Source organism: Peptoclostridium litorale DSM 5388 (assembly GCF_900141635.1).
In the GTDB taxonomy this organism is placed as follows: domain Bacteria; phylum Bacillota; class Clostridia; order Peptostreptococcales; family Peptostreptococcaceae; genus Peptoclostridium; species Peptoclostridium litorale.
The window spans coordinates 43127-60863 of record NZ_FSRH01000011.1; the positions used below are offsets into that span (position 1 = coordinate 43127).

At 42.2% G+C, this 17737-nt stretch carries 13 protein-coding genes; 12 read left to right on the forward strand and 1 reads right to left on the reverse strand.

Going from position 1 to position 17737, the window contains the following annotated elements; translation table 11 throughout:
• Nucleotides 1–305 precede the first annotated feature (305 nt).
• The 9 genes from BUQ87_RS10690 to BUQ87_RS10730 all read left to right on the forward strand — a co-directional run bounded on the left by BUQ87_RS10690 (nucleotide 306) and on the right by BUQ87_RS10730 (nucleotide 12233).
• A complete protein-coding gene (locus BUQ87_RS10690; RefSeq protein WP_038264352.1) occupies nucleotides 306–2348 on the forward strand; it encodes a sigma 54-interacting transcriptional regulator in 2043 nt (680 codons plus the stop codon).
• A gap of 74 nt (nucleotides 2349–2422) precedes the next feature.
• Nucleotides 2423–3712, forward strand: a complete 1290-nt coding sequence (locus BUQ87_RS10695) for a sensor histidine kinase (RefSeq protein WP_038264349.1) — start codon at nucleotides 2423–2425, stop codon at nucleotides 3710–3712.
• Entirely contained in the window at nucleotides 3702–4601 is a 900-nt protein-coding gene (locus BUQ87_RS10700; protein WP_038264347.1) for a response regulator, read from the forward strand. The genes BUQ87_RS10695 and BUQ87_RS10700 overlap by 11 nt, the downstream gene beginning before the upstream one ends.
• 125 nt (nucleotides 4602–4726) lie before the next feature.
• On the forward strand, nucleotides 4727–5353 hold the full coding sequence (locus BUQ87_RS10705) for a TetR/AcrR family transcriptional regulator (protein WP_077216532.1): 627 nt from the start codon (nucleotides 4727–4729) through the stop codon (nucleotides 5351–5353).
• A 130-nt stretch (nucleotides 5354–5483) separates the two neighbouring features.
• The gene (locus BUQ87_RS10710) at nucleotides 5484–6578 is read left to right on the forward strand and encodes an efflux RND transporter periplasmic adaptor subunit (protein WP_038264341.1); all 1095 of its coding nucleotides are present in this window, start codon (nucleotides 5484–5486) and stop codon (nucleotides 6576–6578) included.
• Nucleotides 6579–6581: 3 nt separating this feature from the next.
• Nucleotides 6582–9650 (forward strand): efflux RND transporter permease subunit, encoded by a 3069-nt coding sequence (locus tag BUQ87_RS10715; protein ID WP_038264339.1) that lies wholly within the window; start codon nucleotides 6582–6584, stop codon nucleotides 9648–9650.
• A 37-nt stretch (nucleotides 9651–9687) separates the two neighbouring features.
• Nucleotides 9688–10038, forward strand: coding sequence for a hypothetical protein (locus tag BUQ87_RS10720; RefSeq protein ID WP_038264337.1), 351 nt, complete (start codon nucleotides 9688–9690; stop codon nucleotides 10036–10038).
• 434 nt (nucleotides 10039–10472) lie between these two features.
• The gene (locus BUQ87_RS10725; RefSeq protein WP_330391339.1) at nucleotides 10473–11714 is read left to right on the forward strand and encodes a dicarboxylate/amino acid:cation symporter; all 1242 of its coding nucleotides are present in this window, start codon (nucleotides 10473–10475) and stop codon (nucleotides 11712–11714) included.
• Between the two features lie 324 nt (nucleotides 11715–12038).
• Nucleotides 12039–12233, forward strand: coding sequence for a hypothetical protein (locus BUQ87_RS10730; protein ID WP_038264334.1), 195 nt, complete (start codon nucleotides 12039–12041; stop codon nucleotides 12231–12233).
• 425 nt (nucleotides 12234–12658) lie between these two features.
• Here BUQ87_RS10730 and BUQ87_RS10735 read toward each other — a convergent pair whose 3' ends face one another.
• Nucleotides 12659–13405: a MerR family transcriptional regulator gene (locus BUQ87_RS10735; protein ID WP_038264332.1), complete on the reverse strand. Its 747-nt coding sequence runs from the start codon at nucleotides 13403–13405 to the stop codon at nucleotides 12659–12661.
• A 165-nt stretch (nucleotides 13406–13570) separates the two neighbouring features.
• On the opposite strand from BUQ87_RS10735, the gene BUQ87_RS10740 reads away from it, so the two are divergent.
• The 3 genes from BUQ87_RS10740 (at nucleotide 13571) to BUQ87_RS10750 (ending at nucleotide 17669) form a co-directional block, all read left to right on the forward strand.
• Nucleotides 13571–14998: a YfcC family protein gene (locus BUQ87_RS10740; RefSeq protein WP_052636086.1), complete on the forward strand. Its 1428-nt coding sequence runs from the start codon at nucleotides 13571–13573 to the stop codon at nucleotides 14996–14998.
• Nucleotides 14999–15102: 104 nt separating this feature from the next.
• Entirely contained in the window at nucleotides 15103–16230 is a 1128-nt protein-coding gene (locus tag BUQ87_RS10745; protein ID WP_038264329.1) for an amidohydrolase family protein, read from the forward strand.
• A gap of 35 nt (nucleotides 16231–16265) precedes the next feature.
• Entirely contained in the window at nucleotides 16266–17669 is a 1404-nt protein-coding gene (locus tag BUQ87_RS10750) for a YfcC family protein (RefSeq protein WP_038264327.1), read from the forward strand.
• Nucleotides 17670–17737: the final 68 nt, after the last annotated feature.

The following is a 17737-nucleotide window of genomic DNA, read 5'->3' on the forward strand; positions in this document are numbered from 1 at the left end:
TAACAATGCCAAAAACACATCAAAAGCATATGGAAGATATCGTTTATTCGAGATATACGTCTGATTGCCTGCAAATAGAAGAATTCAATAATATGTACATATCGAATAGAATTTCAAAATTGAGCCTGCCGGCCAGAGCAGATTAGAAAATTCTTTGGCTTTAATGGTTTTGGAGGTGTAAATGGTGTTATAATGGCTATATATAGCCATTATAACTAATATAGATTTAGAGTAACGAAAAGCATGTGCAGGGCGGGAATCAGTCAGGCATTCATACATCACATGCCTGTAAAGGAGGCGTAAAGTTGAAAAAAAGGGTGGCGCTCATAGCGGGAACGGAATCCACGAGGATATATCTCGAGAAGCAGCTTTATGAATACATATCTGCAGTTGCGGATATAGAAAGCTACTCGATGGAAAGGGGACTTTCAGGATTTGAGCAGGCCGACCTGCTGGTGCTTTCAAGCAATATGATGCACGAGCAGCTTGAGGAAAGTGAAATAATAGGCAATGCTCGCGAGGTGGTCGTTGCGAGAAGAACCATAAACTATGACTTTGTGGACAAGATAGTGCTGATCCCAAAGGGCACCGATGTAATATTTGTAAACGACTCGAAAAGGACCACTTTGGAGAGCATTCAGACTCTCAAAAGGCTTGGCATAGACCACATAAACTACATCGAGCACTATCCGGGAATAAGCTCTTTGCCAAGCGGAATAGACGTTTGCATAACCGTGGGCGAGATGGACAAGGTCCCGCCTGGAATGAAAAATGTATACGACATAGGCACCAGGATAATAGACTTTCCGACCATCGCTGAGATACTGAGCAAGCTCGAAGCCCTGGATGAGAGGGCCGAAAAGTTTTCAGACAAGTACCTCATAAAGCTCATAAACGTAGCAAAGAGGCTTGCAAAGTCAACTCAGGAGATAGCAAAGCTTTATGAAGGCCTCAATGTTGTAATAGACGGGTTCAACGACGGCATACTTGTTTACGACCAAAACGGTTGCATAAGCGTACTCAATGAGAACCTGAAAAAGATGCTCAAAATATCGGGAGGCGGCATCATAGGAAGGCAGCTCAAATGCGTGGTGCGCGGCAAGGATCTGATAGAATTTTTGATGAGCGATGAAATAGAAAAGACACAGATTCTCGACGTGGATGGATTCGAGGTGATGGTCAAAAAAGTCCTTATAGAAAAAAACAATTCTTTCATAGCCATATTCAGAGGGGCGAGGCAGGCAATCGAGGAAAATGAAAGGATAAAGAGGGAGCTTGTGAACAAGGGATATTATGCAAAATACACATTTGACGACATAGTGGGAAGCTCTGTACAGATAAAAAAGACTAAGGAGATATGCAAAAGACTTGCAAAGAGCGACCTTACAATACTCGTAGAGGGCGAAAGCGGTACGGGAAAGGAGCTGTTTGCAAGCGCCGTGCACAACGCTTCAGGAAGGAGAAAGGGGCCTTTTCTTGCGGTGAATTTCAGCGCCCTTCCGGACGAACTTATAGAAAGCGAGCTCTTCGGGTACGAGGAGGGTTCGTTTACGGGGGCTGCGAAGGGAGGCAAGGCCGGTCTTTTCGAGCAGGCTGACGGAGGAACCATATTTCTTGACGAGATAGGGGACGTCTCGCTCAAGATGCAGGCTAGGCTTCTAAGGGTGCTTCAGGAAAAGGAAGTCATGAGAATAGGGGCTAGGCAGATAAAACCTGTCGATGTAAGGGTGATTGCAGCCACCAATAAAAACCTTGATGAAATGATGAAAATGAAAATTTTCAGGGAGGACCTCTATTACAGACTTAAAATAGGCTATGTCCAGATACCCCCCCTTAGAAACAGGAAAGATGACATAAGGGAGCTTGTTGAGCACTTCATAAACATAGAGACTTCCGAAAAAATCACAATGAGCGAGTCAGTGATTGAAAGCCTTGTTGGATATGACTGGCATGGAAACGTGAGGGAGCTTAAAAACAGCATGTCATACATGATGGCCGTAAGAAGCGGCGGCGTGATAACATTTGACGACATGCCCGAAAACCTCATTTGCAATGAAAAACCGCAGAATATAAAGCTTCAATTTCAAAACGGGGGTATCGGCATGCAGGGCCTTGGTGTGGAGGAGGTTGAAATTCTAAAGGAAATACTGATTTTAAGGCGAAGAGGTGAAATTGCAGGAAGGGACAAGATAAGCAAAAACCTTGAAGGTAGGCGCATAAGCCTTACGAGCTGCCAGGTCAGGCACAGGCTGCAAAGGCTTGAGGACATGGGACTTGTCATAAAGAGCAGGGGAAAAAGAGGCACAGTTCTCACAGTCAAGGGGGAAGAGGCCATAAGCGGTTTATAGGGCGCAAAGGCGATATGTTGTGGACAGTGCATATTTGAGTGAATTATAATTAGATTATGAGGGGAGATGTACGATTGAACTGGAACAGGGAAAAGATTGAAAAGATAATAATAGTTTCAATGCTTACAGTTTTCATGGGGCAGATATACCTATCGCCCGGGACAAGCTGGTTCAGGCTTTCAATGGCCGTGGTCACGCTTTCCATGCTCCTGCTCTACTTCAGGCAGGTTCCCGTGACTGTGGTGAGCGTCATAGTTGCCGTTGCCATACCGCTTTTCAGGGCTTTTGTACAGTACATTTCATACCGGGAGGCGCCGTTTCCGGAAATTTTCATGAACTATATGCCGGTGGCCATATTCTATTTGCTTTTCGGACTGCTGTTCGAGCTGCTGCAGGTGCGGGAAAAGGCGGACAATCCTCTGCTTTTCATGATCTCGCTTTGGTTTTGCGACAGCGTATCGAATGTATTTGAAATTTCATACAGGAGCCTTGTGTCTTCATTTGACTTCGACATGGCAATATACAAGATAATAGTCATGGGATTCATGAGATCGGTGATTACGTACTCCTTCTATACGGCGTCCATATACTATAAAAACAGGTACGACAGGAAGCAGAAGGAGGAGAGGTACAGGGAGATGCTGCTTTTCATATCGAGCCTGAAGTCCGAGCTTTTTTTCCTGAGAAAGTCAATGGTAGACATAGAGGACACAATGCAAAGAAGCTACGGGCTTTACAGGGAGCTTGAAGACACCAGCCACAAGGACAGGGCCCTCACTGTCGCAAAGAACATACACGAGATAAAAAAGGACTACTACAGGGTTGTGGACGGCATGGAAAAGGTGCTCTCGGAAGAAAACAAGAGCTCTCAGATGAGGATTTCCGAGATATTCGACATAATGAAGAACAACACCCAAAAGCTTGTGGCATTAAAGGGCAAGGATATAGATGTGGAGTTCGAGTATTTTGAGGACTTTGGAACTAACGAGTTCTATCCCATAATATCTGTCATAAACAATCTCATATCGAATGCCATAGATGCCATAGACTCGAAGGGGACAATCCGGGTGAGCGAGTGCTCTGATTCGAAAAACTTCATATTCAGGGTGGAAGACGACGGATGCGGCATAGACGAAGACAATATGGATGTTTTGTTTGAGCCTGGATTTTCCACGAAATATGATCCGGCAACGGGAAAGATGTCAACCGGCATAGGGCTTTCGCACGTTCGGGAAATCGTGAAAAAACATCTCGGGGGACAGGTTAGCTTCGTAAGGAGAGAAGGCAGTGAAAGCACGTTGTTTGAAGTGAGGCTGCCAAGAAGGGTGGCCGATACAAAGGAGGGATTTCAGCTTGAGTACTAGCTTTTACATTGTGGACGACGACAAGGTCATACAAAAGATATTAAAGAGCATAATAAAGGACAAAGAGCTTGGGAATTTAATTGGGTATTCGAGTGACGGCATTGAAGCTATTGAAAAAATCAAAGTACTTAACCCGGACATTGTGCTTGTGGACCTTCTGATGCCGGGAATGGACGGGGCCAGCATGGTGTCTCGTCTGAAAGAGGAGGGCTGCGATAGCATATTCATAATGATATCGCAGGTTGATTCGAAGGAGATGATATCGAAGGCATACAGGGACGGAGTAGAGTTTTATATAAACAAGCCAATAAACGTAATCGAAGTTATTTCGGTTATAAAGAGCGTCCAGGAAAAACTCAACATGTCAAAGGTCATAAAGTCATTTGAAAACGCATTCAAGGGTATTGAAATGCTGAAGGGAGAATCCCCGAAACCCGCCCCAAAGGCTTCGGATGAAAGGGACAGTGTAAAAAAGGTGCTTGCCCAAATTGGAATACTTGGGGAGGCGGGATGCACTGACATAGTCAACATAGTCGTATGGCTTATGGACATGGGATATTCCCAGGAAGCAATGCAGTACAAATACAAGCTTTCAGACGCATATTCGCATTTGAAGTCAAAATATGAAGGCGAAGGAAACACTGATGTAAACAAGGGGGCGATAGAGCAGAGGATAAGAAGGGCTGTAAAAAGCGCGCTTTCCAACATGGCCCATTTGGGAATAGAGGACTACTATAATGACATATTCGTGAAATATTCCGCGACCCTGTTTGACTTTGGCGAAGTCAGAAGGGAGATGGACTTTATAAGGGAAAAGTCAGCACATAGCGGGAAGGTCAATGTGAAAAAGTTCATAGAGGGAGTGCTCATGGCAGTGATGGAGGGCTAAATGACCGGCGGATTCCGCTGGTTTTTGTTTACCTTAAAATTATTAAATTTCAATTACTTGAAACTTAATAAAAACTTAATTGACTTTGATATCAAAAAAAGATAATATAGTAACTGTCAGAATAAATGAAAAAGATTTCACTTAAGCTTGTAAAAAGGAAGTGTCGCATGGCTAGACAGGTTGATCCAAATAAAATTGAAAAGGTCAAAGAGGCGGCTATAGAAATGATGATCCAGTACGGATACAAGGGGACCTCGATAGCGAGTATTGCCAAAAAGGCCGGCGTGTCTGTGGGATATCTTTACAGGCATTACAGCGGCAAGGAGGAACTCATTGAAGAGCTTATAGAATCCTATCTCGAGGAGACGAAGAGGGACTTTGAGGATACAATAGCTAAAAGCGAGAGCTTTTATGACCTCATATACAGTTTTGTAAAAGGTCTTTTTGAACTTGCGAAGACGGATATTTTAAAGCTCAAGTTCATAATAACTCTTATTTTCGAATATGATTTTTCGACTATGAATGAAAAGAAAAAACAGGAGCAGTGCGCCATGATAGAAAAGATGATGGAAAAAAAGCTGGACACTGAAAACCTGAATGAAAACACTACTGTTGAAGACATTATGATAGTTATATTCACAATTCCACTTAGCTTTTTGGCTGACAAGATAATGCAGGAAAATTACAAGGAGCTTTTGACAGAGAAGCTTGCAAGGAGGATAGCCCATATGTGCTTCAGGGCGCTCACGTAAAAAAATTTGATAATTAATGAAAAAATATTCATTCATTATTTTTTTGACCATTAATGAAAAAATATTCATTCATTATTTTTTTGACCATTAATGAAAAAACATTCATTTATAATATTGAGGAGGAAGCATTATGAAAAAAAGACTTACACTACTTATGATGTGCGTTGTTATGATAGCCATGTCGGCGTGCGCAAAGGCTCAGGAGCCAGATATTCAGGAAAAGACGAGGGCTGTGCAGGTTGAAGCGGTCAAGAACACAAAAAATCCAGTGGCTCTGAGCTACGTGGGAACTGTGGATTCAAAGGACATAGTGGACTACAGCTTCAAATCCGGGGGGAAGATAGCAAGGATGTATGTTGAGGAAGGCGACAGGGTGAGTAAGGGAGAGCTTCTTGCTCAGCTTGATACTCAGGATATAAATTTCCAGCTTTCGGCAGCTGCTGCTAATATGAATTCGGTCCAGGAAAACATAAAAAAGGCCAAGGACCAGCTCGAATACAGCGAGCAGCAGCTTGAAAAGATGGACAGCCTTCAAAAGTCGGGAGGCATATCGAAAGACCAGCTCGACCAGGTAAGGCTTCAAAGGGACATTGCGAGGGCATCTTACAACCAGGCCAACTCGCAGTATGAAAGCGCAAGGGCGGACTATTCATACAAGCAGACTTTGCTCGAGGAGTCATCTATATATGCAAAGCAGGACGGCATAGTGGCGGATATAGCATTTGAAGAAGGGGAGAGGGTTGGCGCTTCCGCGAGCATAGTTACTCTAAGGAGCATGAACCAGATTGTAAACATAGGACTGGCCCAGGGAGACCTCAATGACGTCAAAGTGGGACTTGCTGCAATGGTGGACGTGGACGGAAAGAAGGCCAGCGGGATAGTGGAGTCGATAGACGAGGTTCCGGATATGGCGACAAGGACATACAAGGCCCAAATAAGAGTAAGCGATGGGAAGTACAGGCTCGGAATGATAGCGAAGGTTTCAATTGACGTAGGAGAAAAGCAGGGTGTATGGGTTCCTATGCATTCGATATTCTCAGACGGCGAAAATTACGTATACATAGTGGACAATGACAGGGCTTTCAAAAGGACAGTGCAGATGATGGAAAACCACGAAGACAGGGTTATGGTCAGCGGAGTCGACTCGGGAGAGCTCTTGGCGGTAAGCGGAATGAAGAACCTCAACGACGGTTCTAAAGTAAACATTGTGGAACAGGGGGAATAAAACTTGAACAAGCTAATAAAGCAGCTCATAAAGGAAAGAAGGGTAACCCTGTTTTTAGCGGCGATAATAGCGTTTGTGGGAATGTATTCGTATTACGTGCTTCCGAGGCAGGAAAGCCCGGACGTGTCATTTCCGGCAGCTATGATAATAACGCCGTATCCGGGGGCATCGCCAAAGGACGTAAACGACCTTGTGACATCCAAAATAGAAGAAGAGCTTTCGGAGCTTGATGGAATAGACAATATAGAAGGCATATCCAACCAGGGGCTTTCGATAACAGTTCCCATGTTTACAGTGGGGACGGATTACGACAAGGCCATGCAGGATGTGAGAAACGCTGTTTCTGATGCGCAAGCAGAGCTTCCAGGCGGGGCTTTTGTGGCGGAGATAAACACGGATCTTGTTGAAACGGCAGGGATGATAATAAGTCTTTCGGGCGAGAACTACTCTTACGAGCAGCTTGCTTCATTCGGGGAGCTTTTCAAGAATGAGCTTGCCGGGATACGGGGCATAAGCAAGTTTGAGATAGAAGGGGAGGTTGAAAAGCAGGTAAAGGTCGATATAGACTTTGCAAAGCTCAACCAGATAGGGCTTTCCACAAGCAATGTCTCAGACATCATACAGGCCCAAAACATAGAGATACCCTCGGGAAGCATTAAATATGAATCCGGGGAGATCACAGTCAAAACTCCGGGAATATACACCAGCGTGGACGACATAAAAGAGATAATAATAGGGGTCTCGGGGGAATCGGGAGTCGTGACCAGGCTTTCGGACGTTGCAAATGTCAAAATGGACCTTGAGGACGATTCTGAAAAATACAAGCAAAACGGCCTTAACTCTGTCCTTCTCACGGGATATTTTGAAAAGGGGAACAACGTAGTAATAATAGGAAAGGACGTGAGGGCCGCCCTTGACAGGGTGAAGGCGCAGCTTCCCGAGGATATTGTTGTCGAAGAGGTCATATACCAGCCGGACGACGTCAGCAAATCGGTAAACGACTTCATGATAAACCTGCTTGAAGGGATAATGCTTGTAATAGTCGTAGTGTTTTTGGGAATGGGAATGAGAAACGCAGTGGTGGTGTCTGCTGCCATACCGCTTTCAATACTTATGACTTTCGGGGTAATGTACCTTCAAAAGATATACATACACCAGATGTCGCTTACGGCTCTTATAGTAGCGTTGGGAATACTTGTCGACAACGCAATAGTCATAAGCGACACCATACAGGTTCGAATGGACGATGGGGAGGCAAAGCTGGATGCGGCTTATAATGCGACTGTAATGTCTTCAATACCGATATTCACGGCCACTCTTACCACGATAGCGGCATTTTCGCCACTAATGGGGATGCCCGGAGCTGCGGGGGAATTTTTGGGTGCCATTCCGAAAGTTCTCATAATATCAATTATTGCGGCCTACATAGTGTCGATGTTCATAACTCCTGCAATGGCGGCTGTTGTGTTTAAAAAGAACAAAAGGGAGAAGGCCGAGAAGGAAAACAGGATAAGGCTGTTTTTCAAGAATGCGCTTGAAAAGGCGCTAAGCTTCAAAAAGACCACGGTTATTTCGACTTTCATAATACTCATACTGGTGGTTCAAATATTAATGCCGAGCCTTCCATCCGAATTCTTCCCATATGTAGACAAGGACCTCTTCTACATAGACATGACTAGCGAGAATGCGGGAAGCATAGAGGCGACTGAAAAACTTACTGACGAAGTTGTAAAGCTCCTTTCAAACGAGCCTGAGATAACCAGCTATACCGTAGCAGTTGGAAACGGGGTTCCGAAATACTATATTTCAGCTCCGCTTGCAACGCCTTCGAGCGATTTTGGACAGCTGGTCTGCAAGTTCGACCTCGGAAAGAAAGGCGGCAGAAGGTTCAAAAGCAATGTCGAATTTACAGATCACATACAAAACCTTCTGGATGAGAACATATCCGCGGGGAAATGCTCTGTAAACCTTCTGGCGAATGCCGAGCCGGGAGCCAAGATAGTCCTTAGGGTGTCTGGTGACAACCCGGACAGGCTCAGGGAAGTTTCGAACATGCTCAAAGACGAAATCACAAAAATGCAGGGGACAAAAAATGTGCGCCACAACATGAAAGACAGCACATACGAGCTCAGCGTAAATGTGGACGAAGAAAAGGCAAGCAGCCTTGGAATAAACAAATACGACATACAAAGCCAGATAAACGTGGCGCTTTACGGAAAGGTATCGTCTGTGTTCAGGAAGGACGGAAACGAGTACGGCATAAAGGTGCAAAGCAATATAGACAGCGTGGATCAGCTTGAAAACCTTGAGATAGCGTCCTCGATCACAGGGAGCAAGATTCCCCTGAAGCAGTTTGCAAAAGTCGAGTACAGCAAGAAGGAAGACACGATATACACATACAACAAAAAGCAGTCGGTGACTATTGAAGCCGAGGAGCTTCCGGGATTCAACGCTGCTGAAATAGAAGACAGTATAGAAAAAGAGATACTGCCGAATGTCGATACATCGGGTACAAATGTTGAATTCGACGGTGAGAGGGAGAGCATAGCTGAAAACTTCGGAGTAGTAGGTGTATTGGCCATGTTTGCCATATTCGCCATATATGTGATACTGGTAGTCCAGTTCAACTCTTTTGTGCAGCCGGTGGTGATACTTGCAACGGTGCCGCTTTCGCTTATAGGTTCTATTGTGGGACTGTTCATATTCAACAAGCCTCTTTCGCTCACGGCGTTCCTGGGTATAATAGCCCTTATAGGACTTGTAGTTAAAAATGGGATACTCCTTATAGAGTATATAAACGAGGCTAGAAAGCAGGGCCACTCGATAGACGAATCGTGCGTGGACGCGGTTGAAAAGAGGTTTAACGCCATAATACTAAGCGCAACGACTACCGTGATAGGGCTTGCGCCGCTTGCCATCTCGGGAAGCAGCCTGTTTGCGCCTATGTCAATATCACTCATGTTCGGGCTCATAGTTTCGACTTTCCTTACCATGATAGTAATACCTGTAATATATTCTCTTATAGAGACTTGGCTTGAAAATAGAAAATCAAACACAAACAAAAAACTATAGTTGAATAAAAGAAGAGGCATGAAGGGGAGGGATTTTTGTGGGAATGAGAACTGAAATAGAAAAGTCCATTGGGATACAGGAGCAGATCCAAAAGAACAAAAATGAAAGGCTCAGTGACTATTTTGACAAGAACAGGGAGGACCAGTATATAGCGTATGTGAAAGAGCACATAATGCACACGATTGTGACGGCTGACAAGCTCAGGGAAAACAGCTTCACTGTAATACCGTACCCTCACATAGGGCTTTATTTCGACATAGGGACAGAGGACATAACGAGGGTCATAGACAAGACGAAAAAATACTTTGTTGAAAACGACATCGAAGTAGACATAGTAGACAATTTCCCGAATCCAAAAGTTGTCCAGTACAAGGTTAAGATCAAATAGACTATGGTGCAGTGAATATTGCAAAACAGACATATAACAGATGTGTATATATAGTGAAAGAAAAATCCGTCCTCCTGGGCGGATTTTTTGTATTCAACTGAACTGTTGAGGATTTGGATTTTACAAAGCTGCTCTTTCAAAGCAGGTGTGCGTGTACAAAAAAAGAAATATGAATAATTTTTGGTATATACATTCAAACAATCACAAACACAGGAGCCGAAAGCGGAATATTGCGACGATTCAAAACCTTCGAAGTATGTTTTGGAACTATTGAGTAGTAATATGTAGGGAATGCGTTAACATTAACTTAGCACTTGAAATTAATGGAGAAATTTAATCCGAAAAGAGTGGGGGAAGGGCGCATGGTTTAATATTTTGAATTTTCAAAAAACGTCCATCTCGAGTGTGTGAATCAATTAAGGGGAGGAATGAAAATGAAAGAAAAGAAAAAAATGAGTCTCACCACGAAGATACTTTTGGGACTTGTAGCCGGCGTTGCGGCTGGACTTGCACTTGGAGGAAGTCCTGATATAGCCACAACATTTATACACCCGATAGGAAAGCTGTTCATCAACATGATAAAGATGATAATAGTTCCGCTGGTATTCTCTTCGCTTATAGTTGGAGCGGCGAGTATCGGAGATGTAAAGACGCTTGGAAGGATAGGCGGAAAGACAATGGGCTATTATATGGTTACTACAGCATTTGCAGTTACAATAGGTCTTGTTTGTGGAAAGGTGCTTAACCCTGGGGCGGGACTCAGCATACCTGTAGAGGCGGCGGCAGCGGCGAGTGAGGCACCATCGCTTATAGACACGCTTCTTAACATAATACCTAAAAACCCTCTGCAGGGGCTTGTGGAAGGGAATATGCTTCAGATAATAGCGTTTGCGCTGTTCCTTGGAATAGGTGTTACATCTATCCCGGAAGAAAAAGGAAAGCCTTTTGTGGACTTCTTTGACAGCCTTGCTGAAATAATGTACAAGATTACAGCTTTCATAATGGAACTTGCGCCTTATGGAGTTTTCGGACTTATAACACCCGTAGTTGCAACTAACGGACCTGCGGTTCTTATACCACTTATAAAGGTGGTAATAGCGGTATATGTAGGATGTCTTGTACATGCCTTGCTAGTATACTCGACGGCGGTTACGCTTACGGCCAAAATCAGCCCTATGAAGTTCTTCAAGGGAGTAATGCCAGCGGCTCTTACGGCATTCAGTACTACGAGCAGCTCGGGAACTCTTCCGGTTACAATAAAGTCGGTTAAGGACAATCTTGGGGTTCCAGACAAGATAGCGAGCTTTGTGCTTCCGCTTGGAGCAACCATAAACATGGACGGAACGGCTCTTTACCAGGGAGTATGCGCTTTGTTCGTGGCACAGGTGTACGGAATAGACCTTACGATGGGGCAGATGAGTACCATAGTTCTTACTGCGACTCTTGGTTCAATAGGAACAGCCGGGGTTCCTGGAGCAGGGCTTATAATGCTTTCGCTAGTGCTTCAGTCGGTAGGGCTTCCGCTTGAAGGCGTGGCGCTTATAGCTGGAATAGACAGGGTTCTTGACATGGCAAGAACAAGTGTAAACGTAATAGGAGACGCTTCTGCGACAGTGGTAGTGGCTGCAACTGAAAATGTACTTGATTCGGAATCTTCTGCCGAATGTGCATCGTAAAAGGCGATTGAAAATAATACTATCAAAATGAAATATAAACGATACTAAACGTGGCGAAACAGATTGGAACCCCTCGAAGAAATTAAAATCTTCGAGGGGTTTTTTAGTGTGTGCTTGCTATATTTTTATGCCAGAGTATGTGCAGTGTGATTTCATGAGGCACGAAAATGAATCGACATATATGGTAAAATATAATTGGATTGTAATTTATGAACATTATTTGGAGCCTTATATATTCTATAGTTTGTACGAATATAATAAAAAAATATAGCAGGCAAATAAAGGCTGGTTTAATTTTATAAGGGTAGCGAGGAGGAGAGCACCATGCAAAAAATAATGAAAAAAGCATATGACAGTATATTAATTGCAATTATATGTGGCAGTTTATATTTTTTAGCAAATATATTTGAAGAAAGCATGAACAGAATTGCTGCAAAATGCGTACAAATCGTAGTTCTTCTATATTTTATATTTAAGGGAGTATACCGTGCAATAGAATACAAGAAGAGCAATATATAGGATAGAGAAGGATTACAGATAAGATAAGTTTGATGCAAATTTGCACAACCACCCGTATACATATAAGATACAACTGTGCGCACATGATGAATTAATTTTATAAAGTTTAAATAGGATATTTAACAATTAAATTAAATAAATAGCAAAAAAAAATAATTTTAAAAACCAAAATATGCTTTTTAAATTATAAAATATATGTACTCATACGGGGCGTGGTGATATACTGAAACAGTTGTGACAGACAAGCGCTGTCACTTTAACTAAACCACGATGTTGACCACACACTCAACTCAAAAATTTATTGGGGCATATAGGATTAGGATTCCTGTGTGCCCTGATTTTTTTTTTGAAAAAGAAAATGTGCACACTTATAGGGACACAAAACGGCAGCGGGGTAAATATTTCCAAGGGATTCAAGCTGATTGTCAGTCCAGTAGCTCCACATAGGCCTTTAAAAAATCCACCTGCTTATTTTTGTAATTTGCGGTCAGTAGAAATTGGGCTAGAATTATGCCGGTTCTATGTTTTTTGTTTATAAGGTCTATTTTTTCTTTCATGTTATTGACGTAATCTTGGCTTGCGATTTCCTTTACGAGAAAAACTGCAAATTTTTGGCTATGGGTATTTTCCCATAATACATTGTCATCAATATAATCACTTTCAACTACAATGCCCCTTATTTCGGCAGACAAGTCAGAACTGTTTTGGAACTTGACATAGCAGGATGTGTCGTCTATATAGCGCGAGACTTTATCCTTTTCTGTATATTCAAATCTTACTACCTTTTCTATGGCTATATCTTCATACACATAGTCTATACCGTTGAGATTTTGTATTTCTTCTATATGAAGCTGCTTGAGTTTGACCTTGTTTAGCATTTGCTGATATTCAAGAATTTTTTGATTTATATCGCTATTTAAACTTTTGAGTATTTTCTCTGTGTTTTCAAGTTTCAGTGTTTCAAACTTTTTTAGTTTTTTAACTGGTATGCCAAGACTGCGGTAAAATGTAATGTCTGCAAGTTTAATAAGGTCTGTCATGTTATATTCACGATAGTTGTTGCATTCGTTTTTATGCACGGTGTAAATCTCTTCATTTTCCCAGTATCTTAGTGTAGGAGCAGAAACCCCTAGAATTTTTGCAATTTCACGAATATTAAATATATTTGACATGAGAATCCTCCAACTTTCGATTTTTTACGACAATTATAGCATGAAAAGCGTTGACATTCAAGTTGCTTTAACATTTATAATTATAAAGAGCAATTCAATAAACTGTTGAAAAGCAAAGATCTTTGCAGCTTGATTGCACTTGAGATTTAAAAACAGGAGGGTCTTATGGAAAAAAGGAAAATTAAAGAGAATATTGAACAGAAAAAGAAGAAGTGGTTTGAATTTAAGATGCCACATACGTATGTAATACTGTCCATGATTTTGATTGTGATGACAGCACTCACATATATCATTCCATCGGGGCAATATCAAAGAGTCGAGGATGTGGTAACGGGTAAAATGATTGTTGTTCCAGGGAGCTTTGAATTCATTTCAGGAAAAAGCCCGGGATTTTTCGGAATATTCCTAGCACTGCAAAGGGGATACATAGATGCGTCTGACATAATGTTCCTTATAATATTCGCATACGGATTTGTATATACATTGATAAAAAACGGAACAATGGATGCAGCTTTGGGATCTCTTATAAAGCTTATGGGAAACAAAATTCACTGGCTCATACCAATTTGTATGACTGCGGTAGGTTTTTTAGGTTCTACAATGGGTATTTACGAGGAAGTCTACGGGCTCATCCCGGTGTTTATAGGTATCGCAATAGCGCTGGGGTATGATGTTGTCGTCGGCGGGGCCATAGTTTACGTCGGTGTTGCGACGGGCTTTGCTTCTGCAACATTAAACCCGTTTTCAGTAGGTATAGCACAAGGCATAGCAGGTGTGCCGATGTTCTCTGGAGTAGCCTTCAGAGTGATTATATTTATATTTTTCCAGCTTACGGCCATAATTTATGTGATGAGATATGCACACAGGGTTAAAAACAATCCCCAAAAATCAGTGATGTACGGCGTTGAAACGGAGATTGCAAATAGAAAGAGCACAGAAGAGCTTGAAAACACATCTATGACAATAAGGCAGAAGCTTTGCCTTGGAATATTTTTTATCACGATAGGGACATTGCTTTATGGCACTACACAGCTTGGATGGTATATTAATGAAATTGCTGCAATGTTTCTCATGATGATGATATTTGCCGGATTTACAGGCGGATACACGCCTACAGAAATCTGCAAGACATTCATAGAGTCTACAAGAAGCATGGTTTCGTCTATGCTGGTGGTAGGATTCACAAGAGGAATACTTTTGATAATGCAAGATGCGATGATATCGGACACGATTGTGTACTATCTTGTATCATTCCTTGAAGGACAAAGCAAGTATGTATGTGCATTTGGAATGCTAGCGCTTCAGAATATAATACACTTCTTTATAACAGGTTCCTCAAGCCAGGCTACAATAACAATGCCTATAATGGCTCCTGCGGCAGAACTTATAGGATTGAGCAAGCAAACGGCAGTTCTGGCATATCAATTTGGCAACGGATATTCGAATATGTTCTGGCCGACCGCATGTGCGCTTGAATGCGGACTTATGGGTGTTCCGCTCAACAAATGGTACAAGTTCATAGCCCCGCTGTTTGGAATATATGTAATACTGCAGATTGTATTTATGGCAGTGGCAGTGGCGATTGGTTTCTAAAAAACAATATGTTGAGAATATAGGTTAAGGTTGAACTTTAGCCTATATTCTTGCGTGTGGGCAAAAGCCCGGGAAATACAAAAAATTGAGCAGAGGTGATTTGCATGGTTATAAAAAATGGATTTGTTTTGATTTTTGAGGAAGGTGGATTTGTAAAAAAGGACATAAAGATTGAAGGAAAGAAGATTTTAGAAGTATCTGAAAATATTGAGGCTGAAACATATTACGACGCAAGTGGAATGTATATAACACCCGGATTGATAGATGCACATTCGCACATAGGCGTGAGCGAAGAGGGGGCTGGATCTATAGGGGATGATTGTAACGACTATTCGGATGCGCTTATGCCATATCTTGAAGCGATAGATGCATTTAATCCATACGATATTGCAATCACATCGGCTGTAAAAGCAGGTATAACAACAGCATGCACAGGACCGGGAAGCGACAGCGTTGTAGGCGGCGTCTTTTCGACAATGAAGCTTTGGGGGAATGTCGCAGATGAAATGGTGATAACGCGAAAGGCTTCTGTGAAGTGTAGTTTTGGAGAAAATCCTAAAACTGCTGGACTTGGTCACAAATCCAGAATGGGTACGGCCTATATTCTGAGAAAATGTCTTGAGGATGCAATTGATTACAGGCATAATAAGCACGAAGCGATGAAGGCAAATGAGTATTTTAAAACCGACATTGGCATGGAAAACATGCTGCTGGTTTTGGATAAAAAGGTACCTTTCCAGGTTCATGCCCACCGTGCTGATGATATATGCACGGCAATAAGGATTGCCAGGGAATATGATGTAAGGCTTGTGCTCGTGCACTGCACAGATGGACATTTGATTGTAGATTACATATCAAAATTTGACTATCCTGTAATTTTGGGGCCGTCACTTTATCCGAGGTCCAAGAGTGAGTCTTTAAACAGGACGTTTAAAACAGCAGCAGTTCTTCACAAAGCAGGTGTTAAAATTTGCATCACGGCAGACCATGATGTCACGCCGATATACTTTTTGCCTGTATATGCTGCACAATCTGTAAAAGAGGGCTTGCCTGAAATAGAAGGGCTTAAGGCCATAACTAAAAATGCTGCGGAAGTGCTTGGGATACAGGATATAAAGGGAGAAATAAAGGCGGGATTTGATGCAGATATTGTAGTTTGGGACACGCATCCGTTTGATTACAAATCAAAGGCAGTGAAGGTATGGATCGAAGGACAGGATGTTTTGGCATAAAGCTATGCAAAAGCTTTTATGAGGAGGATATGCCTATGGAGAAAGCGACTGCTAGAAAGTGGTTTGAACTGAAAATGCCACACACATATGTGATAATATCGCTGATACTGATAGCTGTAGCGGCATTTTCTCATGCTTTGCCATCTGGAGAGTATGAGAGAATCAAGGATGCTGCAAGTGGGAAAATGGTTGTAGTTCCGGGTACATTCTCTCCTGTACAAGGAAATCCTCCAGGTTTTTTTGATTTGTTTCTGGCGGTTCAGCGTGGATATGTTGATGCGTCTGACATAATATTTCTTATAATATTCGCATATGGATTTGTACACATGCTTATAAAAAATGGAACTATGGATGCGGCTTTGGGGCTGCTTATACGGAGCATGGGGGATAAAATCCAGTATCTTATACCGCTGTCAATGTTTGCATTTGGAATACTTGGATCTACAATGGGAATTTACGAGGAGGTGTACGGACTGGTTCCTGTATTTATTGGAATGTCTGTCGCTCTTGGATATGATGTTATAGTGGGTGGAGCGATAGTTTTTATAGGAGTTGCAACCGGGTTTGCAGCAGCAACTATAAATCCATTCTCCATAGGTATTGCGCAAAGCATTGCAGGTGTTGAATTGTTCTCAGGGCTAGGATTTAGGATAATAATTTTTGCGGTATTTCAGAGCATATCAATAGCTTATGTAATGAAATATGCGAAAAAAGTGAAAAACAGCCCAGAAAAATCAGTAATGTTTGGGGTGAAAGCTGAAGGTCCAGTGATAAAAGATGAAAATGAACTTTTACACCTTAATTTTACGCTCAGGCAAAAGCTTTGCGGTATTTTGTTTTTTATTACTATTGGTGTGTTGATTTATGGGACAACCCAGCTGGGATGGTATATAAATGAAATAGCCGCAATGTTTTTAATGATGATGATTTTTGCAGGATTTGCCGGAGGATATACTCCAACGGAAATATGCAAGACATTCATAGAATCAACTAAAAGCATGGTGAGCTCGGTGATAGTCATAGGGCTTACCAGAGGGATTTTGCTGACTATGCAGGATGCAATGATCTCAGATACTGTTGTTTATTATCTGTCTGTTTTTTTGAATGGGAAGAGCAAGTATATTTCAGCACTTGGCATGCTGGGGGCGCAAAATGTAATAAATTTTTTTATTACAGGTTCATCTAGCCAGGCTACTATTACAATGCCAATAATGGCTCCTGTTGCCGAAATAATAGGTCTTAGCAAGCAAACTGCCGTACTTGCCTACCATTTTGGGGATGGTTTTTCAAATATGTTCTGGCCTACGTCATGTGCAATAGTATGTGGGCTTATGGGTATACCGATAGGAAAATGGTACAAGTTTATAAGCCCATTGTTTGGAGTCATGTGTGTTTTGCAGGTTTTATTCATGCTGGTGGCTGTCCAGATAGGCTTTTAAAAAGAAAATATTGTTGAAAGACAGGTATGTATAGTTTAAGGGTATTTGAGATGACATAAAAACAACAT

What these genes read in the sequence shown, in the direction of transcription:
- BUQ87_RS10740 (WP_052636086.1), top strand. Translation starts at nt 13,571, where the DNA reads ATGGAAAAAAGGAAAATTAAAGAGAATATTGAACAGAAAAAGAAGAAG.
- BUQ87_RS10710 (WP_038264341.1), top strand. Translation starts at nt 5,484, where the DNA reads ATGAAAAAAAGACTTACACTACTTATGATGTGCGTTGTTATGATAGCC.
- BUQ87_RS10705 (WP_077216532.1), top strand. Translation starts at nt 4,727, where the DNA reads ATGAAAAAGATTTCACTTAAGCTTGTAAAAAGGAAGTGTCGCATGGCT.
- BUQ87_RS10745 (WP_038264329.1), top strand. Translation starts at nt 15,103, where the DNA reads ATGGTTATAAAAAATGGATTTGTTTTGATTTTTGAGGAAGGTGGATTT.
- BUQ87_RS10725 (WP_330391339.1), top strand. Translation starts at nt 10,473, where the DNA reads ATGAAAGAAAAGAAAAAAATGAGTCTCACCACGAAGATACTTTTGGGA.
- BUQ87_RS10735 (WP_038264332.1), bottom strand. Translation starts at nt 13,405, where the DNA reads ATGTCAAATATATTTAATATTCGTGAAATTGCAAAAATTCTAGGGGTT.
- BUQ87_RS10750 (WP_038264327.1), top strand. Translation starts at nt 16,266, where the DNA reads ATGGAGAAAGCGACTGCTAGAAAGTGGTTTGAACTGAAAATGCCACAC.
- BUQ87_RS10730 (WP_038264334.1), top strand. Translation starts at nt 12,039, where the DNA reads ATGCAAAAAATAATGAAAAAAGCATATGACAGTATATTAATTGCAATT.